This is a genomic window from Desulfitobacterium sp., from assembly GCF_035539115.1.
Lineage (GTDB): Bacteria > Bacillota > Desulfitobacteriia > Desulfitobacteriales > Desulfitobacteriaceae > Desulfitobacterium_A.
In genome coordinates this window covers 1-20,813 of the sequence record NZ_DATLJA010000010.1, presented here as the reverse complement: position 1 = coordinate 20,813, position 20,813 = coordinate 1, and the positions used below count along the sequence as shown (strand labels likewise).

Here is a 20,813-nt window from a genome sequence, read left to right as displayed (position 1 = left end):
ATAAGTCTCCTATATGGAGGAATGACCTATGGCAAAACACCGAGCAAGTCGCTTGGGAGAAACATTAAAAGAGGAAATATCTCAGATGATTCGCGAGGAACTTAAAGATCCTCGAATTGGTTTCGTAACCGTGACAAGCGTTGAAGTTGCGGAGGATTTGGGACATGCCAAAGTTTTTGTCAGTGTCCTCGGAGATCCTCAACAAACGAAGGATTCGTTGGAAGCACTCAAACGAGCCTCTGGCTTTGTTCGGAGCGAAATTGGCAAGCGGATCCGTCTAAGACATATTCCCGAAATTGTTTTCAAATATGACGCGTCGATTGAACATGGTGCTCATATCGCTGAGCTCTTGCGCGAGGTTCATACAGAAGAGACGGGGAACGAGGACGATTCTCATGGAAAATGATGTCTCGACTCTTATCGCCAATGAATTAAGAAAAGCGCCGGAAGTGGCGCTTTTTTCCCATGTTTCTCCAGACGGGGATTGCCTGGGATCCATGCTCGCGTTGGGATTAGCTTTAAAAAAGCTGGGTAAAAAGGTTTTTTTGTATAATCCAGATGCAGTTCCTCATAATTTGGATTTTTTACCGGGAGCTGAGAAAGTCCAAAATGAACTTCCTCACCCGCTCCCCCGAACCCTGTGCTTTGTGGATTGTACGGATTTAAGACGCGTTAATCTCGATCCTAGCCAACTACCGGAACATACCGTTATTCTTAATATAGATCATCACATTTCGAACCTGAATTTTGGCACGATCAACTGGGTGAAACCTGGGGCGAGTGCCAGTGGGGAAATAGTGATGAACCTCATACAAGAACTTGGGGTACCGCTAGATCAAGAAATCGCGACGAATCTCTATACAGCTATTGTTACAGACACAGGGTCGTTTCAGTACAGTAATACTACGGCCAAAACACATCGTCAAGCTGCAGATTTAATGGAAAGCGGGATTGATTTTTTACATATCCATCACTGCATCTTCGATCAAAAGCCTTTAGCCCAGGTTGAACTTCTTAGGAGAGGACTGACTGAACTTAAACTTTATGCTGAAGGACAACTTGCTGTGATGACTTTACACCAAGAGGACTTCGAGGAGGCTGGAGCTACTGAGGGTTTGAGTGAAGGTGTTATAAACAATGCCCGAAGCATTGAGGGCGTTGAAGTAGCTGTTCTTTTTAAAGAGATAGAACCTCAGAAAATTCGAATTGGTTTTCGCTCGAATCTTTGGTTTAATGTCAATGAATTAGCTGCACGTTTTGGTGGAGGAGGGCACAAAAGGGCTGCAGGATGTACGATGGAAACTTCGCTCGATGAGGCGAAGAGATCCGTGATAAAGGCGATTGAGGAGGAATTTAACATTGGACGGGGTCATTAATGTCCACAAACCAGTAGGCATGACTTCTTCTGATGTTGTGGTCTGGTTACGAAAGCGCTTGAACACCCGTAAGGTAGGACACACCGGAACGCTTGATCCTGAAGTGAATGGAGTACTGCCGATCTGTGTGGGTCGAGCCACGCGGTTAGCAGAATATCTCACAGATCAGGGTAAATCCTATCGAGCCGAAATTACCTTCGGAATTATCACCGATACTCAGGATGCCGAAGGAAAAGTCCTGCATTCCATTCGGCCCGAGGTGAAGGCGGACGATTTTCTTAAAATTTCTCCACAATTTTTGGGTTCTATCCAGCAAATACCTCCCATGTACTCAGCAGTCCGTTATCAGGGAAAGCATCTTTATGATTTAGCAAGGCAAGGTATAGAAGTGGAGCGTGCCCCCCGCACGATTAACGTTCAAAGGCTTGAACTGCTTTCGTGGCAGGAGAGTGAATATCCTAAAGCAGTTTTTGAAGTAGACTGTTCCAAAGGAACCTACATTCGAACTTTATGTCAGGACCTTGGAGACGCCTTAGGTTGTGGTGCACATATGTCGAAATTAGTTCGTTTACGCTCAGGTCCGTTTAGACTTGAGGAAAGCTGGACTTTGGAGCAAATTGGTGAAGCCATCGAACAAGGTAGAGTTGATTTTCTCATCCCCTTTAATCGTGTTTTGGATTTACCAAAGATTATTCTCACCCCAGAGAGGGCTGTGGCGTTCAGGCATGGTTTACCGACTTCTGAAAGGGAGATATTCGGGGGGCACCTTCCAGAGACGGGACAAGTCCAAGTCTTCACTGAGAATGAATTTATCGGTATAGGAAAATGTCAAGACCAATCCCTTTATCCCTATAAAGTGTTTCCGTAAGCTTGATTCGCAAAATAATGAGGAGGTATTAACTCGGTGCAGGTTATCAGACAGTTACCCGAAAAGCCGACCGAATCTTGTGTACTCGCCTTGGGCAATTTCGATGGTGTACATCTGGGACACCGGCGCTTACTGGAGAGTGGATTAGAGACAGCCCAGAAAATGAAGATCAAACTGAGTGTGCTTCTGTTCGAGCCTCACCCCTTAAAGCTCCTTTTCCCAGAAAAAATGATTGGGTTACTGACGACCTCAGAGAAACGTCTGAGGATCTTAGAACAACTCGGAGTGGATACAGTTTATCTTCTCCCGTTTACCCATCAAACTGCGGATACAACTCCTGAAAAGTTTGTATCCGATATTCTTCTCCGAGTTGGTGCACGGTATGTCGTAGTCGGTTTTAATTATTCTTTTGGCTCCCAAGGTAAAGGTACTCCCGAGGATTTGCAAGGTCTGGGAGAAAAATATGGATTTGGGGTTAGCGTTCTCCAGGCACAAACTATGGCAGGAAAAGTTATCTCTTCAAGCAGCATCCGTAAAGCTTTGCTTCAAGGAGATATTCGGCAGGCGCAAAGTATGTTGGGCCGGTATCCCTGTTTATGCGGGAAGGTCGTTAAAGGCGAACAAAGAGGCCGAACCTTAGGTTACCCTACTGCAAATATTGAATCCGCTGAGGATCTTTTGATCCCTAAGCGGGGATCTTATGCCGTCTGGGCTGAGTTTGAAGGGAAAAAGCTGATCGGTATGATGAATATCGGCATGAAACCTACCTTTCATGCTGAATATAAGACCACGATCGAGGTTCATTTCTTTGATTTCCAAGGAAATCTTTATGATCAAGAGTTAACTCTTGATATCGTCGAACGGCTTCGGGATGAACGTAAATTTTCAGGCGTTGGTGAGTTGCTGGGACAACTACAAAAGGATGCCGTACATGCGAAAAAAATTCTCGAACAAGAAAAGATTGAGGGCGGACTTTACAAATCCTCAGTTTTTCGGTAAAATACACTAGAATACTATGAACCGCTGACTCGGCTGGCCGTACTCCGGCGGCATCTGGGCAGCAGGCGATTTAAAAAAATGGAGGTATTGCAACATGTTAACAGCAGAAAAGAAAAAAGAGATTATTACCAAGTTCCAACAACACGAAGGAGACACAGGTTCTCCGGAAGTTCAAATTGCGCTCCTGACCGAGCGGATCGCTTATTTGACAGAGCACTTCAAAACGCATAAAAAAGACCATCATTCTCGTCGTGGACTTTTAAAAATGGTTGGACAGCGTCGCGCACTTCTCAATTATTTAAAAGATCTCGATTTTAATCGTTACCGTAAGATCCTCAGTGATCTTGGCTTACGCCACTAATACGTTGCTGAATATCGGAGAGGGATGAGAAGCAGATTTGGTCTGCTTCTTTCTTTATATTAATAATATATCCACTTCTCCTAAAACTTTCGGGCTTATCTTGAATAAAATCAGCTATCTCTGTCCTAAATACGGCATTTATCGTGAATTTCATATAGTTCGGTAGTTTTTTTATCCATTATGCAGGAAATAATAATAACATGTCGAAAAGAAAACAAGTTAAGAAGTGGATAGAATTAAGGAGGTTCCATAGTGCAACAAGGAGTATTAGAGCGGTCTATTCAGGTTGGGGGAAGAACCCTGACATTCCAGACCGGAAAAATCGGGAAACAGGCCGGGGGTGCGGTCTTTTGCCAGTATGGAGATACGGTGATTTCAGCATTTGCAACTGGAAGTGCTGAACCACGGGAAGGAATTGATTTCTTCCCTTTAACTGTTGAGTTTGAAGAACGGTTATATGCAGCCGGAAAAATACCTGGAGGGTTTATTAAACGGGAGGGTCGTGCGAGCGAAAAGGCTATTTTGTCGGCACGACTTATTGACCGTCCGATTCGTCCGTTATTTCCTGAAGGGTATCGAAATGATGTGCAAGTTGTGGCCATGGTTATGTCGGTTGACCAGGATTGCGCTTCAGATATTACAGCGGTTAATGCTGCTTCAGCAGCTTTGACGATTTCCAATATCCCCTTCGAGGGACCAGTAGCAGCTGTTACAGTAGGGCTGATCGGGGACGAATTCGTCGTTAATCCTACAGTCAATCAAGCAGAAAAAAGTCGTATGAATTTGACGGTTTCTGGAACGAAAGATGCGGTCATGATGGTCGAAGCGGGTGCCCAAGAAGTTCCCGAAGACCAGATGCTGGAAGCAATTATGTTTGGCCATCGGGAAGTTCAGAAAATCTGCCAATTTCTCGAGCAATTCCGTGTTGAAGCTTTAGAATTGGGACTGGCTAAAGAAAAACAAGAAGTCAAAATTAATCGGATTCCTGATTCAATTGTGGAAGCCGTAAACACCTATGCTTTTACTAAAATGGATCAAGCGGTTCGCACGGAAGAAAAAAAAGCGCGCGAAGAAGCCGTTAAAGTGGTTAAAGAAGATGCTTTAGCCCATCTTGCCGAGAAGTTCCCCGAGGAACTGAAATATGTGGATCGGGCCCTCGAAAGTTTAGTTCACAGAATTGTTCGCCGCTTAATCTCAGTCGAACATATACGCCCCGATGGTCGTGCCTTAGACGAGATCCGACCGATTACGATCGAAACTGGTTTACTTCCTAGAGCGCATGGAACGGGGCTTTTTACACGCGGTCAAACTCAGGTCATGACTGTGGCCACGTTGGGAACTGTCGGTGATGAACAAATCCTTGATGGTTTAGGGCTTGAGAAATCAAAACGCTATATTCACCATTATAATTTTCCACCTTTTAGTGTGGGCGAAACTCGTCCCATGAGAGGTCCTGGTCGTCGTGAAATTGGTCATGGCGCTTTAGCAGAACGGGCACTTCTTCCGGTTATTCCGACTGAAACAGAGTTTCCCTATACGATCCGGCTCGTTTCTGAAGTTCTTGAATCTAATGGTTCAAGTTCGATGGCCTCGGTCTGTGGCAGCACGCTTGCTTTAATGGACGCTGGTGTTCCGATTAAAGCTCCAGTTGCTGGTATCGCTATGGGCCTAATTAGTGAAGAAAATCAAATTGCAATCCTCACAGACATTCAGGGACTTGAAGATCATGATGGAGACATGGACTTTAAAGTGGCTGGAACGAGTGAAGGGGTTACGGCACTCCAGATGGATATCAAGATCAAGGGTGTTTCCCGTGAAGTCCTAGAGAAAGCACTGATCCAAGCTAAAAAAGGACGTATGTTTATTCTCGACAAAATCTTAAACGTGATTGATAAACCGAGAACTCAACTTTCTCCATTTGCACCACGAATTATTACAGCTTCAATTCATCCAGATAAGATTCGTGATGTCATCGGACCTGGCGGCAAAACAATCAAAAAGATTATCGAGGAGACAGGGGTCGAGATTGACATTGAGGATGATGGACGCGTCTTTATCTCTGCTATTGATGGTGAAGCTGGGGAAAAGGCACTCAAGATCATTCAATCTTTGACTCAGGATATTGAAGTAGGTAAGATCTACAATGGTCGAGTTACCCGAGTTATGGACTTCGGAGCATTTGTCGAAGTGATTCCTGGCGTTTTAGGTTTGAACGGGAAAGAAGGACTAGTCCATATTTCTCAACTGGCGCACACTCGGGTGGAAAAGGTCGAGGATGTAGTCAAAGTAGGGGATTCGATTCTTGTTAAAGCAACGGGGGTCGACAAGCAGGGTCGTCTCAATCTCTCCCACAAAGAAGCTATTCCGAACCCTAATCCTAGCGCGAATGCAAATTCAAATTCTAACACGAATTCGAATTTGAATAACAATACAAGAAGCAGGTAAGAGAACAAAAAATTCTCAACTTTAATACGAGAGCTTTAAAGGAAACTTACTTCATTTAAAGGAAACTTACTTCAGATGGAGCTTTAAATTTCATCTGAAGTTTAGTCACCGGATAAACTTCTGCATCGGCCTCCCCATGCATACATCTGTAATGTAAGGGGGTAGGCCGATGTATCTCTACTTTAAACTTTCACACCGGGCCTTGACGATTCTAGGTCTGATTTTCGTGTTGTCCTTAGGGCTCTTTTTTGAACAAAGAATTGTCGCAATATTAGCGTCAGTGCCAGAGCCAATTGAGCAAATTAAAACCGAAGAGAAAGTCATTGCTTTAACGATCAATGTGGATTGGGGCGAAGAATATATCCCAGGCATACTCGACGCGTTGGATCAAGGGCAGGCAAAAGCTACCTTCTTTTTAACCGGTCGCTGGGCGAGCAAAAATCCAGAATTAGTTAAGGAAATTCTAGTGCGTGGACATGAAATAGAAAATCATGGTTATTCACACCCGCATCCTGATCATTTATCCGTAGCGGCGAATGAGCAAGAAATCGTCAAGACGGAAAAAATTATCGAGAGTTTAACAGGGCAGAAAACACAGTATTACGCTCCTCCCTATGGTGAAAAAGGGATATTCGGGTTGAAGGCAGCTCAAAATCTAAGCTATCAGACGGTCTTGTGGACTTTAGATACGGTCGATTGGCGTCCAGAAAGTTCGCCTGACATCATAGCCCAAAGGATCTTAAATCCTGCTGTTCGGTTTGGGGTCAAGCCCCAAAAACAGGGGGCTATTGTTTTAATGCACCCTAAAAAAAATACAGTTATAGCGCTCCCACGAATTTTGAAGGAACTGAATAGCGAAAGTTTCCGAATGTTGAAATTATCGGAATTGATAACATTGAAGCCAGTCGGAAATACTACCTCATAGCATATAAGTGAGGTGGTTCAATGTTCAGGCCAAAGTGGACGCAAGCCTGTTTCTGCGCTCTTTTTTTTACTGTATTGGGAGTTCAACCAGTTCAAGCCACGAACCTATCTCAGAAGATGGCTGAGTCAGAAATTTCAAATTCGCAAGTAATCGCACTGACTCAGAGTCCAGTGAAGAAGGCTCCAATCACAGAAAAAACGCCAGAAACAAGCCAAATCTTGAGTAAGCAACCTAGTCCGGCAACAGCAAATCCGTCAGGACGCCCCACCTTAAGTGCAGATGCAGCAGTGCTCATGGATGCAATTACGGGGGATGTCCTTTTTGACAAACAAGCCCATAAACGACGAGCGCCAGCGAGTACCACGAAAATGATATCAGCAATCCTAGGGCTCGAACTAGGGAGACCAGATGAAATTGTAACGGTGAGCCCCAAGGCTGCAGCGGTAGGAGAATCTACGATTCATCTTGATCCAGGGGAAAGGGCCACACTTTATGAACTAGTTACTGGGGCTTTAATTAAGTCGGGAAATGATGCCTGTGTCGCGATTGCTGAACAAATCGCCGGAAGTGAAGAACAATTTGTCCGGATGATGAATCAAAAAGCCCTTTTCATTGGCGCGAAGGATACGCATTTTGAGAATACGAATGGGTTACCCAATAAAAACCATTATTCGACCGCGTATGATCTAGCCTTAATCGCCCGCTATGGCTTGCAAATCCCAGCTTTTACGTCAATTACTCGGCAAAAAGAAACGGAAATACATTTCTTGGAACCAGACTTCTTTATGGATTTACGCAATACCAATAAGCTGCTCTGGAACTATCCTTATGCTGATGGCGTCAAAACAGGAACTACAAACGCTGCAGGAAAATGTCTAGTAGCTTCAGCAACTAAAAATGGGCGTCAATTGATCGCAGTTGTGCTTCATGCTCCTAACCGCTTCGGGGATGCGCAGAAACTTCTGGAATGGGGATTTGCTCAAACGGAAACCACCTCAGTGGTAAAGTCAGGGGAAATGGTCGCAGAATTTCCTCTAAGTGGTTTTGAACCGCTGCAAGCCTTAGCACAGTATTCCGTGGAAGTTAGTCTTGCCGCGAGTGATAAAACTAAGATTGAGAAAAAAATTCAGTGGACGAGGTCAACAGACTTGCCCATTCAAGCCGGTGAAAAGCTCGGAATTTGCGAAGTCTGGTTAAATGGCCAGAAAATAACAAGTGTCCCCCTGCTCGCAGAACGTGAGGTTAAAGCGTTCAAACCACGATTTTTATCATTAAACTCTGAGGGGATGTGAAGACAGTGTATAAGAAGACTGTTTTACCCAATGGCGTACGAATTATTACGGAAAAAATTGATTATGTCCGTTCTGTTTCGATCGGATTATGGATCGGTGCCGGTTCCCGAGATGAAAGGGAAGGGTATGAAGGAATATCCCATTTCATTGAACATATGCTCTTCAAAGGAACAAAAAACCGGACAGCACGTGATTTAGCTGAGTCCTTGGAAAGTGTGGGAGGACAACTTAACGCTTTTACGACGAAAGAATATACCTGCTTTTATGCGAAAGTTCTGGATGAAGACATGGATCTTGCGAATGATGTCTTAAGCGATATGTTTTTCAATTCCTTATTCGATGAAAAGGAAATTGAAAAGGAGAAAAAGGTTGTCATTGAAGAAATCAAAATGTACGAAGATTCTCCAGATGAATTGATTCATGATCTTTTTTCTGAGTATGTCTGGAATGATCACCCCTTAGGAAAACCTATTTTGGGTACAGAGGAGAGTATTCGCGGTTTAAGTCGGGAGAAAATAATCGATTATCTGGGTCATCACTACGCCCCTGAGAATATGGTCGTCGCAGTGGCTGGAAAAATCAATCATGAAGATATCATCAGGAAATTAGCTCCCGTCTATGGTGAATTTACAAGAGGCGGAAAACGTATTCTCGAAGGAACTCCGAAGGGACAAACGATTCAGCGCTATAACACCAAAGATACAGAGCAAATGCACCTCGTCATGGGGGTACCGGGTCTAGGGCAGGATGATGAGGACATTTATCCAATGCATATTATCAATAATGTTCTGGGGGGAGGTTTGAGTTCCCGATTATTCCAAGAAATTAGGGAACAACGCGGTTTAGCGTATTCCGTTTATTCTTACCACTCGACTTATGTTGATGCGGGAATGTTTGCGATCTATGCGGGTACGACTCCTAGTAATACTCAGGAGGTTGTCGAATGTATCCTGGCCGAGCTTCAAAAGATGAGATCCAAAGGGGTAACCGCTGATGAACTGGCGAAGACGGTAGCCCAAGTCAAAGGAAGTCTATATCTAGGATTGGAATCCGTAAGTAGTCGCATGAGCCGTTTAGGTAAAACCGAATTGAGTTATAATCGGGTCATTTCGCCCGAAGAGATGGTTGAAAAGTTGGAGAAGGTAACTTTAGAAGACGTAAAAAGGGTTATGAACCGCCTTTGGATCAAGGATAAGTTCAGCCTTGTGATGATGGGTCCCGCGGGTCACGATGTTGATTTACAGAGTTTATTTCAAAAGGTGAGTTGGAATTAATAGCTAAAGTGGAGGAAGAAATGAAATATATTCCGGTTAAAATTAAAAACATGAGACCGGAGCATGAACTTATTGTTCCGGAGTATGCGACTCAAGGGGCTGCCGGAGTAGATCTCCATGCGATCATGGATCAAGACTTAGTGCTTTTTCCAGGGCAAACGTCAAAGGTCCCAACGGGAATCGGGATCGAGTTACCTCAGCCTGATGTCGTGGCCCTGATTTTTGCCAGGAGTGGGTTAGCTTCAAAAAATGGCCTTACCTTAGTCAATGGGGTAGGCGTGATTGATTCAGATTACCGTGGAGAAATTCAAGTGGCCCTAATTAACTTGGGTCAAGAACCCTTTACCATTCACACGGGGGATCGAATTGCCCAAATGATTATCATGCCGGTTTTCCTGGCCAAATTTCTTCCTGTGCAAGAACTCACGGAAAGTGAGCGTGGTGAGGAAGGATTTGGATCAACAGGGATTCATAATTCCAGAAACTCTAAACTGGAATGAGTTGAAAAAGTTCTAGGGATGTTAACCTTGTCATACTATCCCTTAGAGGAGTGGTATAAGGATGCAGACCTTAGGACTTTTTTGTTTAGGCCTTGGAGTTTTAGCCTCACTTAGAGCCCGAGCCTATCTCATGATGTGGCGCTCTGAACCAAAACAGAGTTTACTTTCGAGTGCGATAGCTCAAATGGTGGGCACTGCAGGGGGGATTTATCTCTCTTTAGAATTATTGTTTTCATTCTTAAAAATTCCAGAGAGTTGGTGGAACGAAACAGTATTCATCGTTGAGCCTCTCGCGTTAGTTTCCTTAGTTTTGGCAATTATTCAGCCTTTTGCGATACGGGCTTGGCTAAGAATTCGAAAGTAGAAGGAGGAAGGTGAAATGCTTTTAAGTGATTTGGCAGGAAAAGAAATCATCAATCTATACGATGGAGCGAGACTGGGAACTGTTGGGGATGCTGATCTAACAATTTCTTCAGGAGGTTCGATCGAAGCCATTATTTTAAGCTCACGTTCAGGATTTAGAAGCTTTTGGGGAAATGGAAGAGAGAAAGAACGGGAAGATCTGGTTATTCCGTGGCAAGCAGTAAAAAAAGTGGGTTCAGAAGTGATCATCGTCGATATGAATAATAAAGCAGACGGAATGAATAGATATTCCGTTTGACACAACTTTAACAATTTACTACAATAAAAGGTAACTTATACTGACCCCGCATTGCTAATTGCTTAGCAACGGGGTTTTGCCATATTATTATAGGTTCCAAATGGAGGGATTTGAAATTGAAAAAGATACGCCTATGTGTTGCCGGTGCAGGTGGCAAAATGGGACAAGAAATCGTAAGAACCATCCTTAAGCAGGAAGATATGCTATTAGTCGGCGCATCAGACACGCGACACACCGGAGTGGATGTGGGATATGCGATCGGGACTTCAAGAATCGGACTCGACATGTCAGGCCCCTTAGATACGGAGATGTTACGTACAAGTCAAGCCGATATACTCGTTGATTTTACAAATCCCCAATCCGTCTTAAAGAATGCGAAACTGGCAATTGCCGAGGGAATAGTTCCAGTTATCGGTACGACAGGCTTGGATGAAACGGATATCGCTGAAATTCGAGAGTCTGTGGATCGGGAAAAATCCGGTGCCTTTATTGCACCGAACTTTGCGATTGGAGCAATTCTCATGATGCGATTTGCGCAAGAAGCGGCGAAACACTTCCCAAATGTTGAGATCATTGAGCTCCATCATGACCAAAAATTAGATGCTCCATCAGGGACTGCTCTTAAAACTGCAGAATGGATCTCCGAGGTCCGTAAACCTATGGTGCAAGGGCATCCTAATGAATACGAGAAAATTCAGGGCGCTCGTGGTGGGGATGTGGATGGAATTCATATTCATTCCGTTCGCTTACCTGGACTTGTCGCTCATCAAGAAGTTCTATTTGGAGGATTAGGTCAAACCTTGACCATTAGGCATGATGCCTACTCCCGCGAAACCTATATGCCAGGAGTTATGCTCGCAATTCGGAAAGCCTTAGGACTTACTTCCTTAGTCATCGGACTGGAGAATTTCCTCGAATAGGAAATTCTCTGGGGGAACCGCATTCATCCCACCCTCATATACTGGTTAGTAGTCATGGGACACAAGTCTCAAAGGGGGCATAAAGATGAGTGCGGGTCTGAAAGGAATTCGACTAGCCGTGATTGGAGGGGATGATCGAGAGCTGTTTTTGATCCCCGAATTAAAGAAATTGGGGGCCTACATAGTCGGAGTCGGATTTGAAAAAGCAGCGCCGACTGAAGGGTTGAATCAGGCATCCTCTCTGATTGAAGCTGTTAAGCAAGCGGATGCTCTGCTTTTTCCAATGTATGGCACCGATGAACGTGGGGTCGTCAAAGCAAAGTATTCTAATTCTCCGATAGTTCTTAATAAGGAAGTGTTGCAAGCTATTCCAACACATGTTCCGCTTTTTATCGGCTGGGCTCGAACCGCCCTGAAGTCCGCGGCAGACATGCTGGGAATAAGAATCGTTGAAACTGCATTTCTGGATGAGATCGCCATTCTTAACTCAATTCCGTCTGCCGAAGGTGCAATTGCGATGGCGATGGATTCATCCGTGATTACGATTCATGGAAGTCAGAGTTTTGTTCTCGGTTTGGGACGTAATGGCTGGACAATTGCTCGCACCTTAAAAGGAATGGGTGCTCAGGTCACGGGGGTAGCCCGTAAACCAGCGGATTTGGCCCGGGCAACCGAGATGGGACTGAAGGTCGTCCATTTTTCTGATTTAGAAGATGAAATTGGCAGGGCGGATTTTATTTTCAACACGGTTCCTCAGCTCATGCTCGACAAGGTTATGTTGGAGCAAGTCTCAAAGGATGCAGTCATCATTGATATTGCCTCAATTCCCGGCGGAACGGATTTTGAATATGCTGAATTATTGGGAATAAAAGCCATGCTGGCCCCAGGCTTGCCGGGGATGGTTGCTCCAAAATCGGCAGGCAAGATTCTCGCTCAAGTATACCCGCAACTCATTCTTCGCTACTTGACAACGATTATGAACACTTCTCTAAGGCTTGAAGTGGAGGTGCGAAGCGAATGAAGTTTGACGGATTACAGGTTGGGCTTGCTTTAACAGGTTCTCATTGTACATTGCATGAAATTATAGGAGTTTTACAACGCTTAGTGGATGAAGGGACAGATGTGACCCCGATCATTTCTTATGCAGTTGAAAGCACGGATACGCGTTTTGGTAAAGCAGAGGATTGGATAAGAAAATTTACTGAAATTACACACAAGGATCCGATTCATACGATCCAGGATGCTGAACCGGTGGGACCTCAGAAGAAGTTCGATTGTATGGTTATTGCTCCTTGTACGGGGAACACTCTGGCGAAATTGGCTAATGGAATTACGGATACGCCCGTACTGATGGCGGCAAAAGCTCATCTTCGGAATCAGCGCCCGTTAGTCATTGCCATTGCAACAAATGATGGTTTAGGGCTAAATGCACGCAATATTGGGACTCTATTGATTACAAAAAATATTTATTTAGTTCCTTTTGGGCAGGATAGCCCGGTTAACAAAGCGAATTCCTTAGTAGCCCATATGAATATGATCCCGGATACGATCCTTTCGGCGTGCGAAGGAAAGCAAATTCAGCCCCTGTTAGTTGATTATCAGTGATTACGTTAGATCAATGAAAATTGAATCGGTGCCCTGCTTATGAAAAGAGCACGGCACCCTTTTCACTAGTTTTTTCATATATATTTTAATAAATTTGAGGAGGAGCTTATTAAATGCCAAATGTTGCTATTGTTGGTGCCAGCGGAGCCGTTGGACAAGAATTCCTAAAAATCCTTGCAGAGAGGAATTTCCCGGTTGATGAATTACGTCTCTTGGCCACAAAACGGTCAGCCGGTAAAAAAATTAATTGGCAAGGACGAGAACTTGAGGTGCAAGAGACTACTCATCAAAGCTTCAAAAACATTGATATAGCCTTATTCGCGGGTGGATCATCAAGCACAGAGTTTGCTGAAGCAGCCGTAAATAGTGGTGCAGTCGTTATCGATAACAGTAGCGCATTTCGCCTTAATCCGGAGGTTCCCCTCATCGTACCAGAAGTTAATCCAGAAGATGTCAAATGGCATAAAGGAATTATTGCTAATCCAAATTGTTCAACCATTATTGCTAACGTAGCACTCAAACCTATTTATGATTTGGCTGGAATCAAACGGGTCGTCGTTTCGACCTACCAAGCGGTATCGGGAGCTGGACGTGAAGGAATCGAGGAACTGGAAGCTCAGGTTCGCGCCACTGCCAATGGTGAAGATGTCGTTAGTCGGGTTTTTCCCTATCAAATTGCGTTTAACTTAATCCCCCGGATTGACGTGTTCGGGGATGGGGATTACACCAAAGAAGAATGGAAGATGGTCAGAGAAACCCGTAAAATCTTTCATGTACCGGAGATGGCGATTACCGCTACAACTGTTCGGGTACCTGTATTCCGCAGTCATTCCGAGTCGATTAACATAGAAACCGAGCGTAAAGTAACCGTGGCTGAGGTCAAACAGGCTTTGGCTAAAGCCGCAGGTATAATTATTGTTGATGATCCGGCGAAGGATCAATATCCTATGCCTTTATATACTTCGGACACGGATGAGGTTTATGTTGGAAGAATTCGGGAAGACTTCTCGATTGCGAATGGACTCAACATCTGGGTTGTAGGCGATCAGATTCGTAAAGGGGCCGCCACGAATGCTGTGCAAATCGCCGAACTACTCTTAACGAAATAGCCCCCATGTCAAAAAGCGCGAAACCCTTTCCAAACAAGTGCGATAGTCTTCTCGACTATCGGGGCTTTTGTCTCGAAAGCTTCATTCGCCTTGTCCCCTTCGAGGATAAGTCAACTAAGGCTTGCGTTTCGTTCCTCAACTCAAGCCAAGCTTCCTATAACGCCCCTCCGCCGCCTGTGCGATAAGCTACGCTTACGGGCATTTAAGATTTTTTCAAAGAAAAATAAAATAACTAAGGGGGAGGAGTTCGGGTATGCGCGTCTTAGTACAAAAATTCGGGGGGACTTCATTAGCAACAGCAGAACGGCGCTCTCAAGTTGCGGCTAAGGTATCAGAAGCGGTAAGAGAAGGATATTCTCCCGTTGTGGTTGTATCTGCTATTGGTCGAACTGGAGATCCCTATGCAACCGATACGTTTATAAATATGGTCAAAGAGATTTCTTCTGAACTTCCTCAGAGAGAATTGGATTTATTAATCAGTTGTGGAGAAGTTATATCTGGAGTTGTGATGGTAAGTACTCTCAATAGTTTGGGGTTTGATGCTGTGCTTTTAACCGGTGGTCAGGCGGGGATTATTACGAACGACAGTTTTGGGGATGCTCGGATTATTCGGGTTGAACCACGACAAATCGTGGAATATTTGAAAGAGGGCAAAGTTGTTGTTGTCACAGGGTTTCAAGGAATCACAGAAAATGGCCAAATCACGACCTTAGGAAGAGGTGGAAGTGATACGACAGCCTCAGCCTTGGGAGTTGCTTTGAATGCCGAGGCCATTGATATCTATACCGATGTCGAAGGAATTATGACGGCAGATCCCCGCATAGTTGAAGATGCTAAGATTCTTGATGTGGTTACTTATAATGAAATTTGTCAATTAGCGCATCAGGGAGCGAAGGTGATCCATCCTCGGGCGGTAGAAATAGCTATGCAACGAAACATACCTTTACGGATTAAATGTACGTTTTCTAATGCTCCGGGTACCCTGGTGACAAGTATACAAGCGGATATGGGTGCAGGTACAGATATCACGGGAGACCGAACGATTACCGGAATTGCCCATACTCTCAATGTCACTCAAATTTGCGTGCCAACCCTTAACTTGCCTGACACCTTACAAGCTGATAAACAAATTTTTAAGGGTATGGCTCTAGCGGATATTAGTGTAGACTTTATTAGTCTTCAGCCTGAAGCTGTTCTCTACACGGTGCGGGATGAGGAGGCTGATAAAGCGGTTAAAATTCTTAAAAATATGGGCTTTAATCCTTCGATTGATCCAGGTTGTGCGAAAGTATCAATTGTGGGAGCTGGAATCCATGGAGTACCCGGAGTGATGGCAGATATGGTTGAAGCTTTAGCTGATGCAGATGTCCGTATTTTACAATCGGCTGATTCTCATACTACAATATGGGTTTTGGTAGATAAGGAAAATATGGTTAAAGCAGTCCAAGCGTTGCATCGAAAATTTCAGCTTGGGGCTTAAATTAAAAGGGGAGTTGAGAGATATGAGATTAGGTAGGATCTTGACCGCAATGGTTACGCCGATGAACGACAACCTAGAAGTGGATTATCAAGAAGCGAGACGTTTGGCGAAGTATTTAGCTGAGCATGGTTCTGACGGTATCGTTGTCGCTGGCACTACGGGAGAATCGCCGACCTTAAGTGGTGAAGAAAAACTCGAATTATTTAAAGTGGTAAAAGAGGCTGTCGGAAAGAACGTAATTGTTTTTGCTGGTATTGGATCGAACTCAACCGCAGCAAGTGTTGCTTTAGCTCGAAAGGCAGTCGATACCGGTGTCGATGGCCTAATGGCAGTAGTTCCCTATTACAATAAGCCTTCTCAGGAGGGGATGTACCAACATTTTCGTACGATCGCTGAAGCAACGCCTCTACCGCTCATGCTCTACAATGTTCCTGGCAGAACATCTGCGAATTTACTCCCCGAAACTGTTCTCCGTTTGAGTGAAATTCCGAATATCGTCGCTCTCAAGGAAGCGGTTGGAGTGATGGATCAGGTGAGTGAGCTCAAACGAATACTTCCTGAAGATTTTGAGGTTTATAGTGGGGATGATTCGCTCACCTTACCCATGCTGGCACTTGGTTGTAGCGGAATCATCAGCGTTGCTTCCCATGTCATTGGGGATGAGATGAAGAAAATGACCGATGCTTGGTTTGCTGGAGATACCAAAACAGCGCTGCAATGGCATCTTAATCTTATGCCAGTCTTTAAGGGCATCTTTATTACGGCGAATCCGGTTCCAATTAAATACTTAGTGAATACACTTGGCCTCAAAGCAGGAAAAGTTCGTTTACCTTTAGTTGATGCAACTCCAGAGGAAGAAAGATTCTTAACAGAACTTCTTCAGAAAATTAAAGAAAACTAGTTCTCGAGAAATCAAAAACCATTGCTAGATTATTATAGCAATGGTTTTTGATTATTAAATTATTTGTGGATTTTAGGAAGCTTATAAGAAGTCAATAAATAAATATGAAAAATTTGTGAAATTTCTGTGGAAAATTATAAGTATGTTTGTTAAAATAATCACAGAGATAAATTTTACTAATGAAAGAGCTTGCTTCTCTGGGAATCTAGGAATTTGAACAGGAGGACAGGACTAGCAATAAGGGGGGTCTAGTATCGAAGTGATTCTTCTTTGTATGGCAAAATTTGAATGAGGAATGGGGAAAAGTACGTGAAAAAAGTAAAACAGATTGTGCTTGCCTTAGCTTTCACAACACTTACGAGTATAGTCATCGCTGGATGTGGAACGCAACAAGCAGCAGCACCTAATGATCAATCGAAACAGCCTGCAGCGACACAAGTTGCCAAGGCTACATATGTAGGAACCGAAACCTGTAAAGCCTGTCATGCTGACAAAGTCCCTGATGTAGCAATGACAGGTCATGGTAAGGCCTTTAAACCACTCTCTGATTTTCCAACTACTCAACCTTTAGGTGAAATTACGATTTATGACTCAGCTAACACCGAAAAAGCTGTTTCCACGAAAATCGACCTTTCCAAAGCAAAGGTATATGGCGTTATGCTGAATCAATACGTTGTTGCTGAAGTACCTAAAGAAGCTGGCTTCAAGGACCCAATTTATCGCGTAGCTAAAATGGAAAAAAGCGGCGATAAATACACTGTCGTTGCTGCCGGTGAAAAAGACATGAATAAAGATGGAAAGAGTGATTGGACTGCTTCGAGTTTCACCTGTGGTAAGTGCCACGCCCCTGGAATCGCAACTAATTCTCCAGATTCTGGAACAACAACTAATTCTCCAGATTTAGGAATCTCTTGTGAGTCCTGTCATGGAGCAGGAAGTATCCATGTTTCTGCTGAAAATAAAAAAGGAACCTTGGATGTCTCAAGTAAGTCTTGTGTTGCCTGCCATGCACTTGAGCCGGCCAAAGATGCTAAAGGCAATTACACCACGCAAAATCACTATGGAACGCGTGACTTTTTTGCAAGTACTCACTATGAATCCGGTATAGACTGTCTCTCTTGCCATTCTTCGCATAAATCGAATGCGAACGGACAACTCCTCAAAAAAGACAATCCCACTGAAATTTGTGCTACTTGTCATGCTGGGAAAAGCTTCGACTTAAAAGCGATGATGTGGAAGAATCCGACGGACGCACACGGTCACATTACAGCAGATCACAGTTTTGGAGCCATTAAATACGCAGATTTAGGGGATGACCCAGCAACTAAAGAGCTTGACATTAAAAATCAAAAGGTCCTTGACATTATTCAAAAGAACTTTCCTAGTAAGTAACCATATATTTTGAGTTAAAACAATAAAAAAACAAGCAGTAATTACTGCTTGTTTTTTATTGTTTTACATCAATTTTAATAAGATTGATGTTATCTTGCCAGTTTTGCTTGAAAGCGCTATAATGTAGAAAGATTAATTGTGCGGCTAGTTTCAAATTGATGCGTCGAAATACTGGCGAACACCAGGGGCGTTGTGTTTGTTGCAGTATTTCGTCATTTTGTTGTCTTTAAGTGCGTCTTATGAAACATCACTAATTCATTGGCACAATATCATGATAAAAAAGGAAAATAATGGCGGAGGTGTTTATAATTGCCAAAAGAGCACAAGGTACAGATTATTCCATTGGGTGGATTAGGCGAGATCGGTAAAAATATGACAGTGATCCGTTATGATAATCAAATGGTATTAATTGATGCTGGGATGGCATTTCCAGATGAAGAAATGCTAGGCATTGATATTGTCTTACCTGATTATTCATATCTGATTGAACATAAGGAGATGCTCCAGGGTATATTAATTACCCATGGACATGAAGATCACATCGGAGCTTTACCCTATCTACTCAAGGATTTAGATGTTCCTATTTTTGCGACAAGACTAACTCTAGGATTAATTCAATCGAAATTAAAAGAAAGTAATTTAAATCATATCAAAGCAACAGTGGTTCAGTCACGTGATATGATTAAACTAGGAATATTCCGGATAGAATTTATACGAGTAAGCCACAGTATCCCGGATGCGGTGGGGATAGCTATTCATACTCCGCTTGGAACGATCGTCCATACAGGAGATTTTAAGCTTGATCACACCCCAGTCTCAGGTGATATCATGGATATTCATAAGTTCTCTGAGCTTGGTGACAAAGGGGTACTCTGCTTAATGTCAGATAGTACCAATGTAGAACGCCCTGGTTTTACAAAGTCAGAGCGTAGTGTTGGGCGAATATTTGAAGATGCTTTTAGAAATGCGAAGGATCGAATCATCATAGCCAGCTTCGCTTCTAATGTACATCGGATCCAGCAAGCAATTACGGCAGCTTATAGAACTAATCGTAAAGTTGCTGTCGTTGGACGGAGTATGGTTAATGTCGTAGGGATTGCTGCAGAGTTAGGTTATCTCGATATTCCTGAGGGAACGTTGGTTGATGTAGATGAGATTGTCAATCTTCCAGGAAACCAGGCTTGTATTTTAACTACAGGTAGCCAGGGAGAACCCATGTCGGCCTTAACGCGTATGGCTAATAATGACCACCGTAGTGTGGAAATCCAGCCTGGAGATACAGTAATCATTTCGGCTAGCCCAATTCCCGGAAATGAAAAATCTGTGGCTCGTACTATTGATCGCCTATTTAAGCTGGGCGCAAATGTGATTCATGGTTCGATTAACGGTGTTCACGTGTCTGGACATGCTAGTGAGGAAGAACTTAAACTGATGTTAAATATGGTTCGCCCACAATACTTCATTCCCGTACATGGAGAATATCGCATGCTGGTCAAACATACCCAACTTGCCGAACAATTAGGGATGCCCAAAGATAATATCTTTTTAGCTGAAAACGGCAGTGTTATTGAATTTACACGGCATGGAGCAAGCATGACTGGAAAGGTAACAGTTGGGAAGGTATTAATCGATGGTTTGGGTGTCGGAGATGTAGGTAATATCGTCTTGCGGGATCGCAAACAACTTTCACAAGATGGAATTCTGATTGTTGTCATGACGATTAGCCGTTCTACAGGAGCTATCGTATCAGGACCTGATATCGTAACCCGGGGTTTTGTTTATGTTCGTGAATCAGAATCCATGCTTGATGAGGCCAAAGAAAAAGTTCGTCAAACGATGGCTCGTTTAAGGGAGAATCATGTGACAGAATGGGCTGTGCTCAAGGGACAAGTACGAGACACATTGAGTAAACACTTTTACGAAAAGACTCGTCGTCGCCCTATGATCCTGCCTATTATTCAGGAAGTAGAATAAATAAGAAAAATTAATATCATTTGGGAGATAAGAGGGGCTGCGGCCCCTCTGTTTTTGTACTAACAGAAAGTATAAGTCTGGGTGCAGATAGTATAAGTGCAGCCAGCGGCTTTCGTTCTCCTACGATGCAAGTGGTTAAGTCCGGCAGGATAAGGCAACTAGGCCTACCACCTTCGCTAGGGCTTGGTGCTAGCCAAGTTTTCTTTATCGCTAAAGCTCGGCGAAAGCCGGGTTTTCTTTATCAAAGTAGATGAGGCTCATGCATATTTTTATCCAGTTCTTAATATAATAGTTGACAGTGAATCTCACATCGTGATATTCTAATACGGCATCATTCATGGGTCCACAAACTTGAAAAATCAAGCGAGATCTTGTTAGAACAGAATTAATTAACAGTTGACTTTTAAACGTCTTTGAGTTAAAATAATCAACGTTGTCTTCGAAGTTCAAAAACGAACTCGGACATAAAACGGTTGACTAAAACGACTTAGCCTGTTATAATTAAGTTCCGTCACGGAGTGGCGATGATGTCGAAAGTTGAGCGATCTTGACTTATTCGATAATAAAAATTTACTATCTGAGTTTAATTCCGGTCTTTGAAAACTAAACAACAAAGGAACAGCCAAGTGACTCGTTAACGAGTTTGAGATGAATTTGAGCAATCAAATTTTCTTCATAAATTTTATGGAGAGTTTGATCCTGGCTCAGGACGAACGCTGGCGGCGTGCCTA

20 protein-coding genes are annotated in these 20,813 nt (G+C 43.6%); all 20 read left to right on the top strand.

Annotated features, from left to right (window positions below; translation table 11 throughout):
• Window positions 1-28: 28 nt before the first annotated feature.
• The 20 genes from rbfA to VM640_RS01210 all read left to right on the top strand — a co-directional run bounded on the left by rbfA (window position 29) and on the right by VM640_RS01210 (window position 20,082).
• Complete coding sequence (gene rbfA, locus VM640_RS01305; protein ID WP_325389122.1) at window positions 29-406, top strand: 30S ribosome-binding factor RbfA; 378 nt, start codon at window positions 29-31, stop codon at window positions 404-406.
• A complete protein-coding gene (locus VM640_RS01300) occupies window positions 396-1,376 on the top strand; it encodes a DHH family phosphoesterase (RefSeq protein ID WP_325389120.1) in 981 nt (326 codons plus the stop codon). The genes rbfA and VM640_RS01300 overlap by 11 nt, the downstream gene beginning before the upstream one ends.
• Complete coding sequence (gene truB / locus VM640_RS01295; protein WP_325389118.1) at window positions 1,360-2,244, top strand: tRNA pseudouridine(55) synthase TruB; 885 nt, start codon at window positions 1,360-1,362, stop codon at window positions 2,242-2,244. Before VM640_RS01300 ends, truB begins: the two co-directional genes overlap by 17 nt.
• A 36-nt stretch (window positions 2,245-2,280) precedes the next feature.
• Entirely contained in the window at window positions 2,281-3,243 is a 963-nt protein-coding gene (locus VM640_RS01290; protein ID WP_325389116.1) for a bifunctional riboflavin kinase/FAD synthetase, read from the top strand.
• A 94-nt stretch (window positions 3,244-3,337) separates the two neighbouring features.
• A complete protein-coding gene (gene rpsO, locus VM640_RS01285) occupies window positions 3,338-3,604 on the top strand; it encodes a 30S ribosomal protein S15 (RefSeq protein ID WP_325389114.1) in 267 nt (88 codons plus the stop codon).
• Window positions 3,605-3,856: 252 nt separating this feature from the next.
• Window positions 3,857-6,049 (top strand): polyribonucleotide nucleotidyltransferase, encoded by a 2,193-nt coding sequence (locus VM640_RS01280; protein ID WP_325389112.1) that lies wholly within the window; start codon window positions 3,857-3,859, stop codon window positions 6,047-6,049.
• A 169-nt stretch (window positions 6,050-6,218) separates the two neighbouring features.
• The gene (locus VM640_RS01275) at window positions 6,219-6,974 is read left to right on the top strand and encodes a polysaccharide deacetylase family protein (RefSeq protein ID WP_325389110.1); all 756 of its coding nucleotides are present in this window, start codon (window positions 6,219-6,221) and stop codon (window positions 6,972-6,974) included.
• A 20-nt stretch (window positions 6,975-6,994) separates the two neighbouring features.
• Complete coding sequence (locus tag VM640_RS01270; protein WP_414647861.1) at window positions 6,995-8,266, top strand: D-alanyl-D-alanine carboxypeptidase family protein; 1,272 nt, start codon at window positions 6,995-6,997, stop codon at window positions 8,264-8,266.
• 5 nt (window positions 8,267-8,271) lie between these two features.
• Entirely contained in the window at window positions 8,272-9,540 is a 1,269-nt protein-coding gene (locus tag VM640_RS01265; RefSeq protein WP_325389108.1) for a M16 family metallopeptidase, read from the top strand.
• A gap of 20 nt (window positions 9,541-9,560) precedes the next feature.
• Window positions 9,561-10,040 carry a dUTP diphosphatase gene (gene dut / locus VM640_RS01260; RefSeq protein ID WP_325389106.1) on the top strand — a complete coding sequence of 160 codons (480 nt, stop codon included), beginning with the start codon at window positions 9,561-9,563 and terminating at the stop codon, window positions 10,038-10,040.
• A 61-nt stretch (window positions 10,041-10,101) separates the two neighbouring features.
• On the top strand, window positions 10,102-10,404 hold the full coding sequence (locus VM640_RS01255; protein WP_325389104.1) for a hypothetical protein: 303 nt from the start codon (window positions 10,102-10,104) through the stop codon (window positions 10,402-10,404).
• A gap of 15 nt (window positions 10,405-10,419) precedes the next feature.
• Window positions 10,420-10,701 carry a YlmC/YmxH family sporulation protein gene (locus tag VM640_RS01250; RefSeq protein WP_325389102.1) on the top strand — a complete coding sequence of 94 codons (282 nt, stop codon included), beginning with the start codon at window positions 10,420-10,422 and terminating at the stop codon, window positions 10,699-10,701.
• 116 nt (window positions 10,702-10,817) lie between these two features.
• Window positions 10,818-11,621 carry a 4-hydroxy-tetrahydrodipicolinate reductase gene (gene dapB / locus VM640_RS01245; protein ID WP_325389100.1) on the top strand — a complete coding sequence of 268 codons (804 nt, stop codon included), beginning with the start codon at window positions 10,818-10,820 and terminating at the stop codon, window positions 11,619-11,621.
• A gap of 85 nt (window positions 11,622-11,706) precedes the next feature.
• On the top strand, window positions 11,707-12,642 hold the full coding sequence (dpsA, locus tag VM640_RS01240) for a dipicolinate synthase subunit DpsA (RefSeq protein WP_325389098.1): 936 nt from the start codon (window positions 11,707-11,709) through the stop codon (window positions 12,640-12,642).
• Window positions 12,639-13,226 (top strand): dipicolinate synthase subunit B, encoded by a 588-nt coding sequence (locus VM640_RS01235; protein ID WP_325389096.1) that lies wholly within the window; start codon window positions 12,639-12,641, stop codon window positions 13,224-13,226. Before dpsA ends, VM640_RS01235 begins: the two co-directional genes overlap by 4 nt.
• 113 nt (window positions 13,227-13,339) lie before the next feature.
• Window positions 13,340-14,335 carry an aspartate-semialdehyde dehydrogenase gene (locus tag VM640_RS01230; protein WP_325389094.1) on the top strand — a complete coding sequence of 332 codons (996 nt, stop codon included), beginning with the start codon at window positions 13,340-13,342 and terminating at the stop codon, window positions 14,333-14,335.
• 253 nt (window positions 14,336-14,588) lie between these two features.
• Complete coding sequence (gene dapG, locus VM640_RS01225; protein WP_325389092.1) at window positions 14,589-15,815, top strand: aspartate kinase; 1,227 nt, start codon at window positions 14,589-14,591, stop codon at window positions 15,813-15,815.
• Between the two features lie 22 nt (window positions 15,816-15,837).
• Window positions 15,838-16,716, top strand: a complete 879-nt coding sequence (gene dapA, locus VM640_RS01220) for a 4-hydroxy-tetrahydrodipicolinate synthase (protein WP_325389090.1) — start codon at window positions 15,838-15,840, stop codon at window positions 16,714-16,716.
• A 309-nt stretch (window positions 16,717-17,025) separates the two neighbouring features.
• The gene (locus tag VM640_RS01215) at window positions 17,026-18,108 is read left to right on the top strand and encodes a cytochrome c3 family protein (protein ID WP_325389088.1); all 1,083 of its coding nucleotides are present in this window, start codon (window positions 17,026-17,028) and stop codon (window positions 18,106-18,108) included.
• Window positions 18,109-18,417: 309 nt separating this feature from the next.
• Window positions 18,418-20,082, top strand: coding sequence for a ribonuclease J (locus tag VM640_RS01210; protein WP_325389087.1), 1,665 nt, complete (start codon window positions 18,418-18,420; stop codon window positions 20,080-20,082).
• Window positions 20,083-20,813 lie beyond the last annotated feature (731 nt).

What these genes read in the sequence shown, in the direction of transcription:
- rbfA (WP_325389122.1), top strand. Translation starts at nt 29, where the DNA reads ATGGCAAAACACCGAGCAAGTCGCTTGGGAGAAACATTAAAAGAGGAA.
- VM640_RS01300 (WP_325389120.1), top strand. Translation starts at nt 396, where the DNA reads ATGGAAAATGATGTCTCGACTCTTATCGCCAATGAATTAAGAAAAGCG.
- rpsO (WP_325389114.1), top strand. Translation starts at nt 3,338, where the DNA reads ATGTTAACAGCAGAAAAGAAAAAAGAGATTATTACCAAGTTCCAACAA.
- VM640_RS01275 (WP_325389110.1), top strand. Translation starts at nt 6,219, where the DNA reads ATGTATCTCTACTTTAAACTTTCACACCGGGCCTTGACGATTCTAGGT.
- VM640_RS01270 (WP_414647861.1), top strand. Translation starts at nt 6,995, where the DNA reads ATGTTCAGGCCAAAGTGGACGCAAGCCTGTTTCTGCGCTCTTTTTTTT.
- dut (WP_325389106.1), top strand. Translation starts at nt 9,561, where the DNA reads ATGAAATATATTCCGGTTAAAATTAAAAACATGAGACCGGAGCATGAA.
- VM640_RS01255 (WP_325389104.1), top strand. Translation starts at nt 10,102, where the DNA reads ATGCAGACCTTAGGACTTTTTTGTTTAGGCCTTGGAGTTTTAGCCTCA.
- VM640_RS01250 (WP_325389102.1), top strand. Translation starts at nt 10,420, where the DNA reads ATGCTTTTAAGTGATTTGGCAGGAAAAGAAATCATCAATCTATACGAT.
- dpsA (WP_325389098.1), top strand. Translation starts at nt 11,707, where the DNA reads ATGAGTGCGGGTCTGAAAGGAATTCGACTAGCCGTGATTGGAGGGGAT.
- VM640_RS01235 (WP_325389096.1), top strand. Translation starts at nt 12,639, where the DNA reads ATGAAGTTTGACGGATTACAGGTTGGGCTTGCTTTAACAGGTTCTCAT.
- VM640_RS01230 (WP_325389094.1), top strand. Translation starts at nt 13,340, where the DNA reads ATGCCAAATGTTGCTATTGTTGGTGCCAGCGGAGCCGTTGGACAAGAA.
- dapG (WP_325389092.1), top strand. Translation starts at nt 14,589, where the DNA reads ATGCGCGTCTTAGTACAAAAATTCGGGGGGACTTCATTAGCAACAGCA.
- dapA (WP_325389090.1), top strand. Translation starts at nt 15,838, where the DNA reads ATGAGATTAGGTAGGATCTTGACCGCAATGGTTACGCCGATGAACGAC.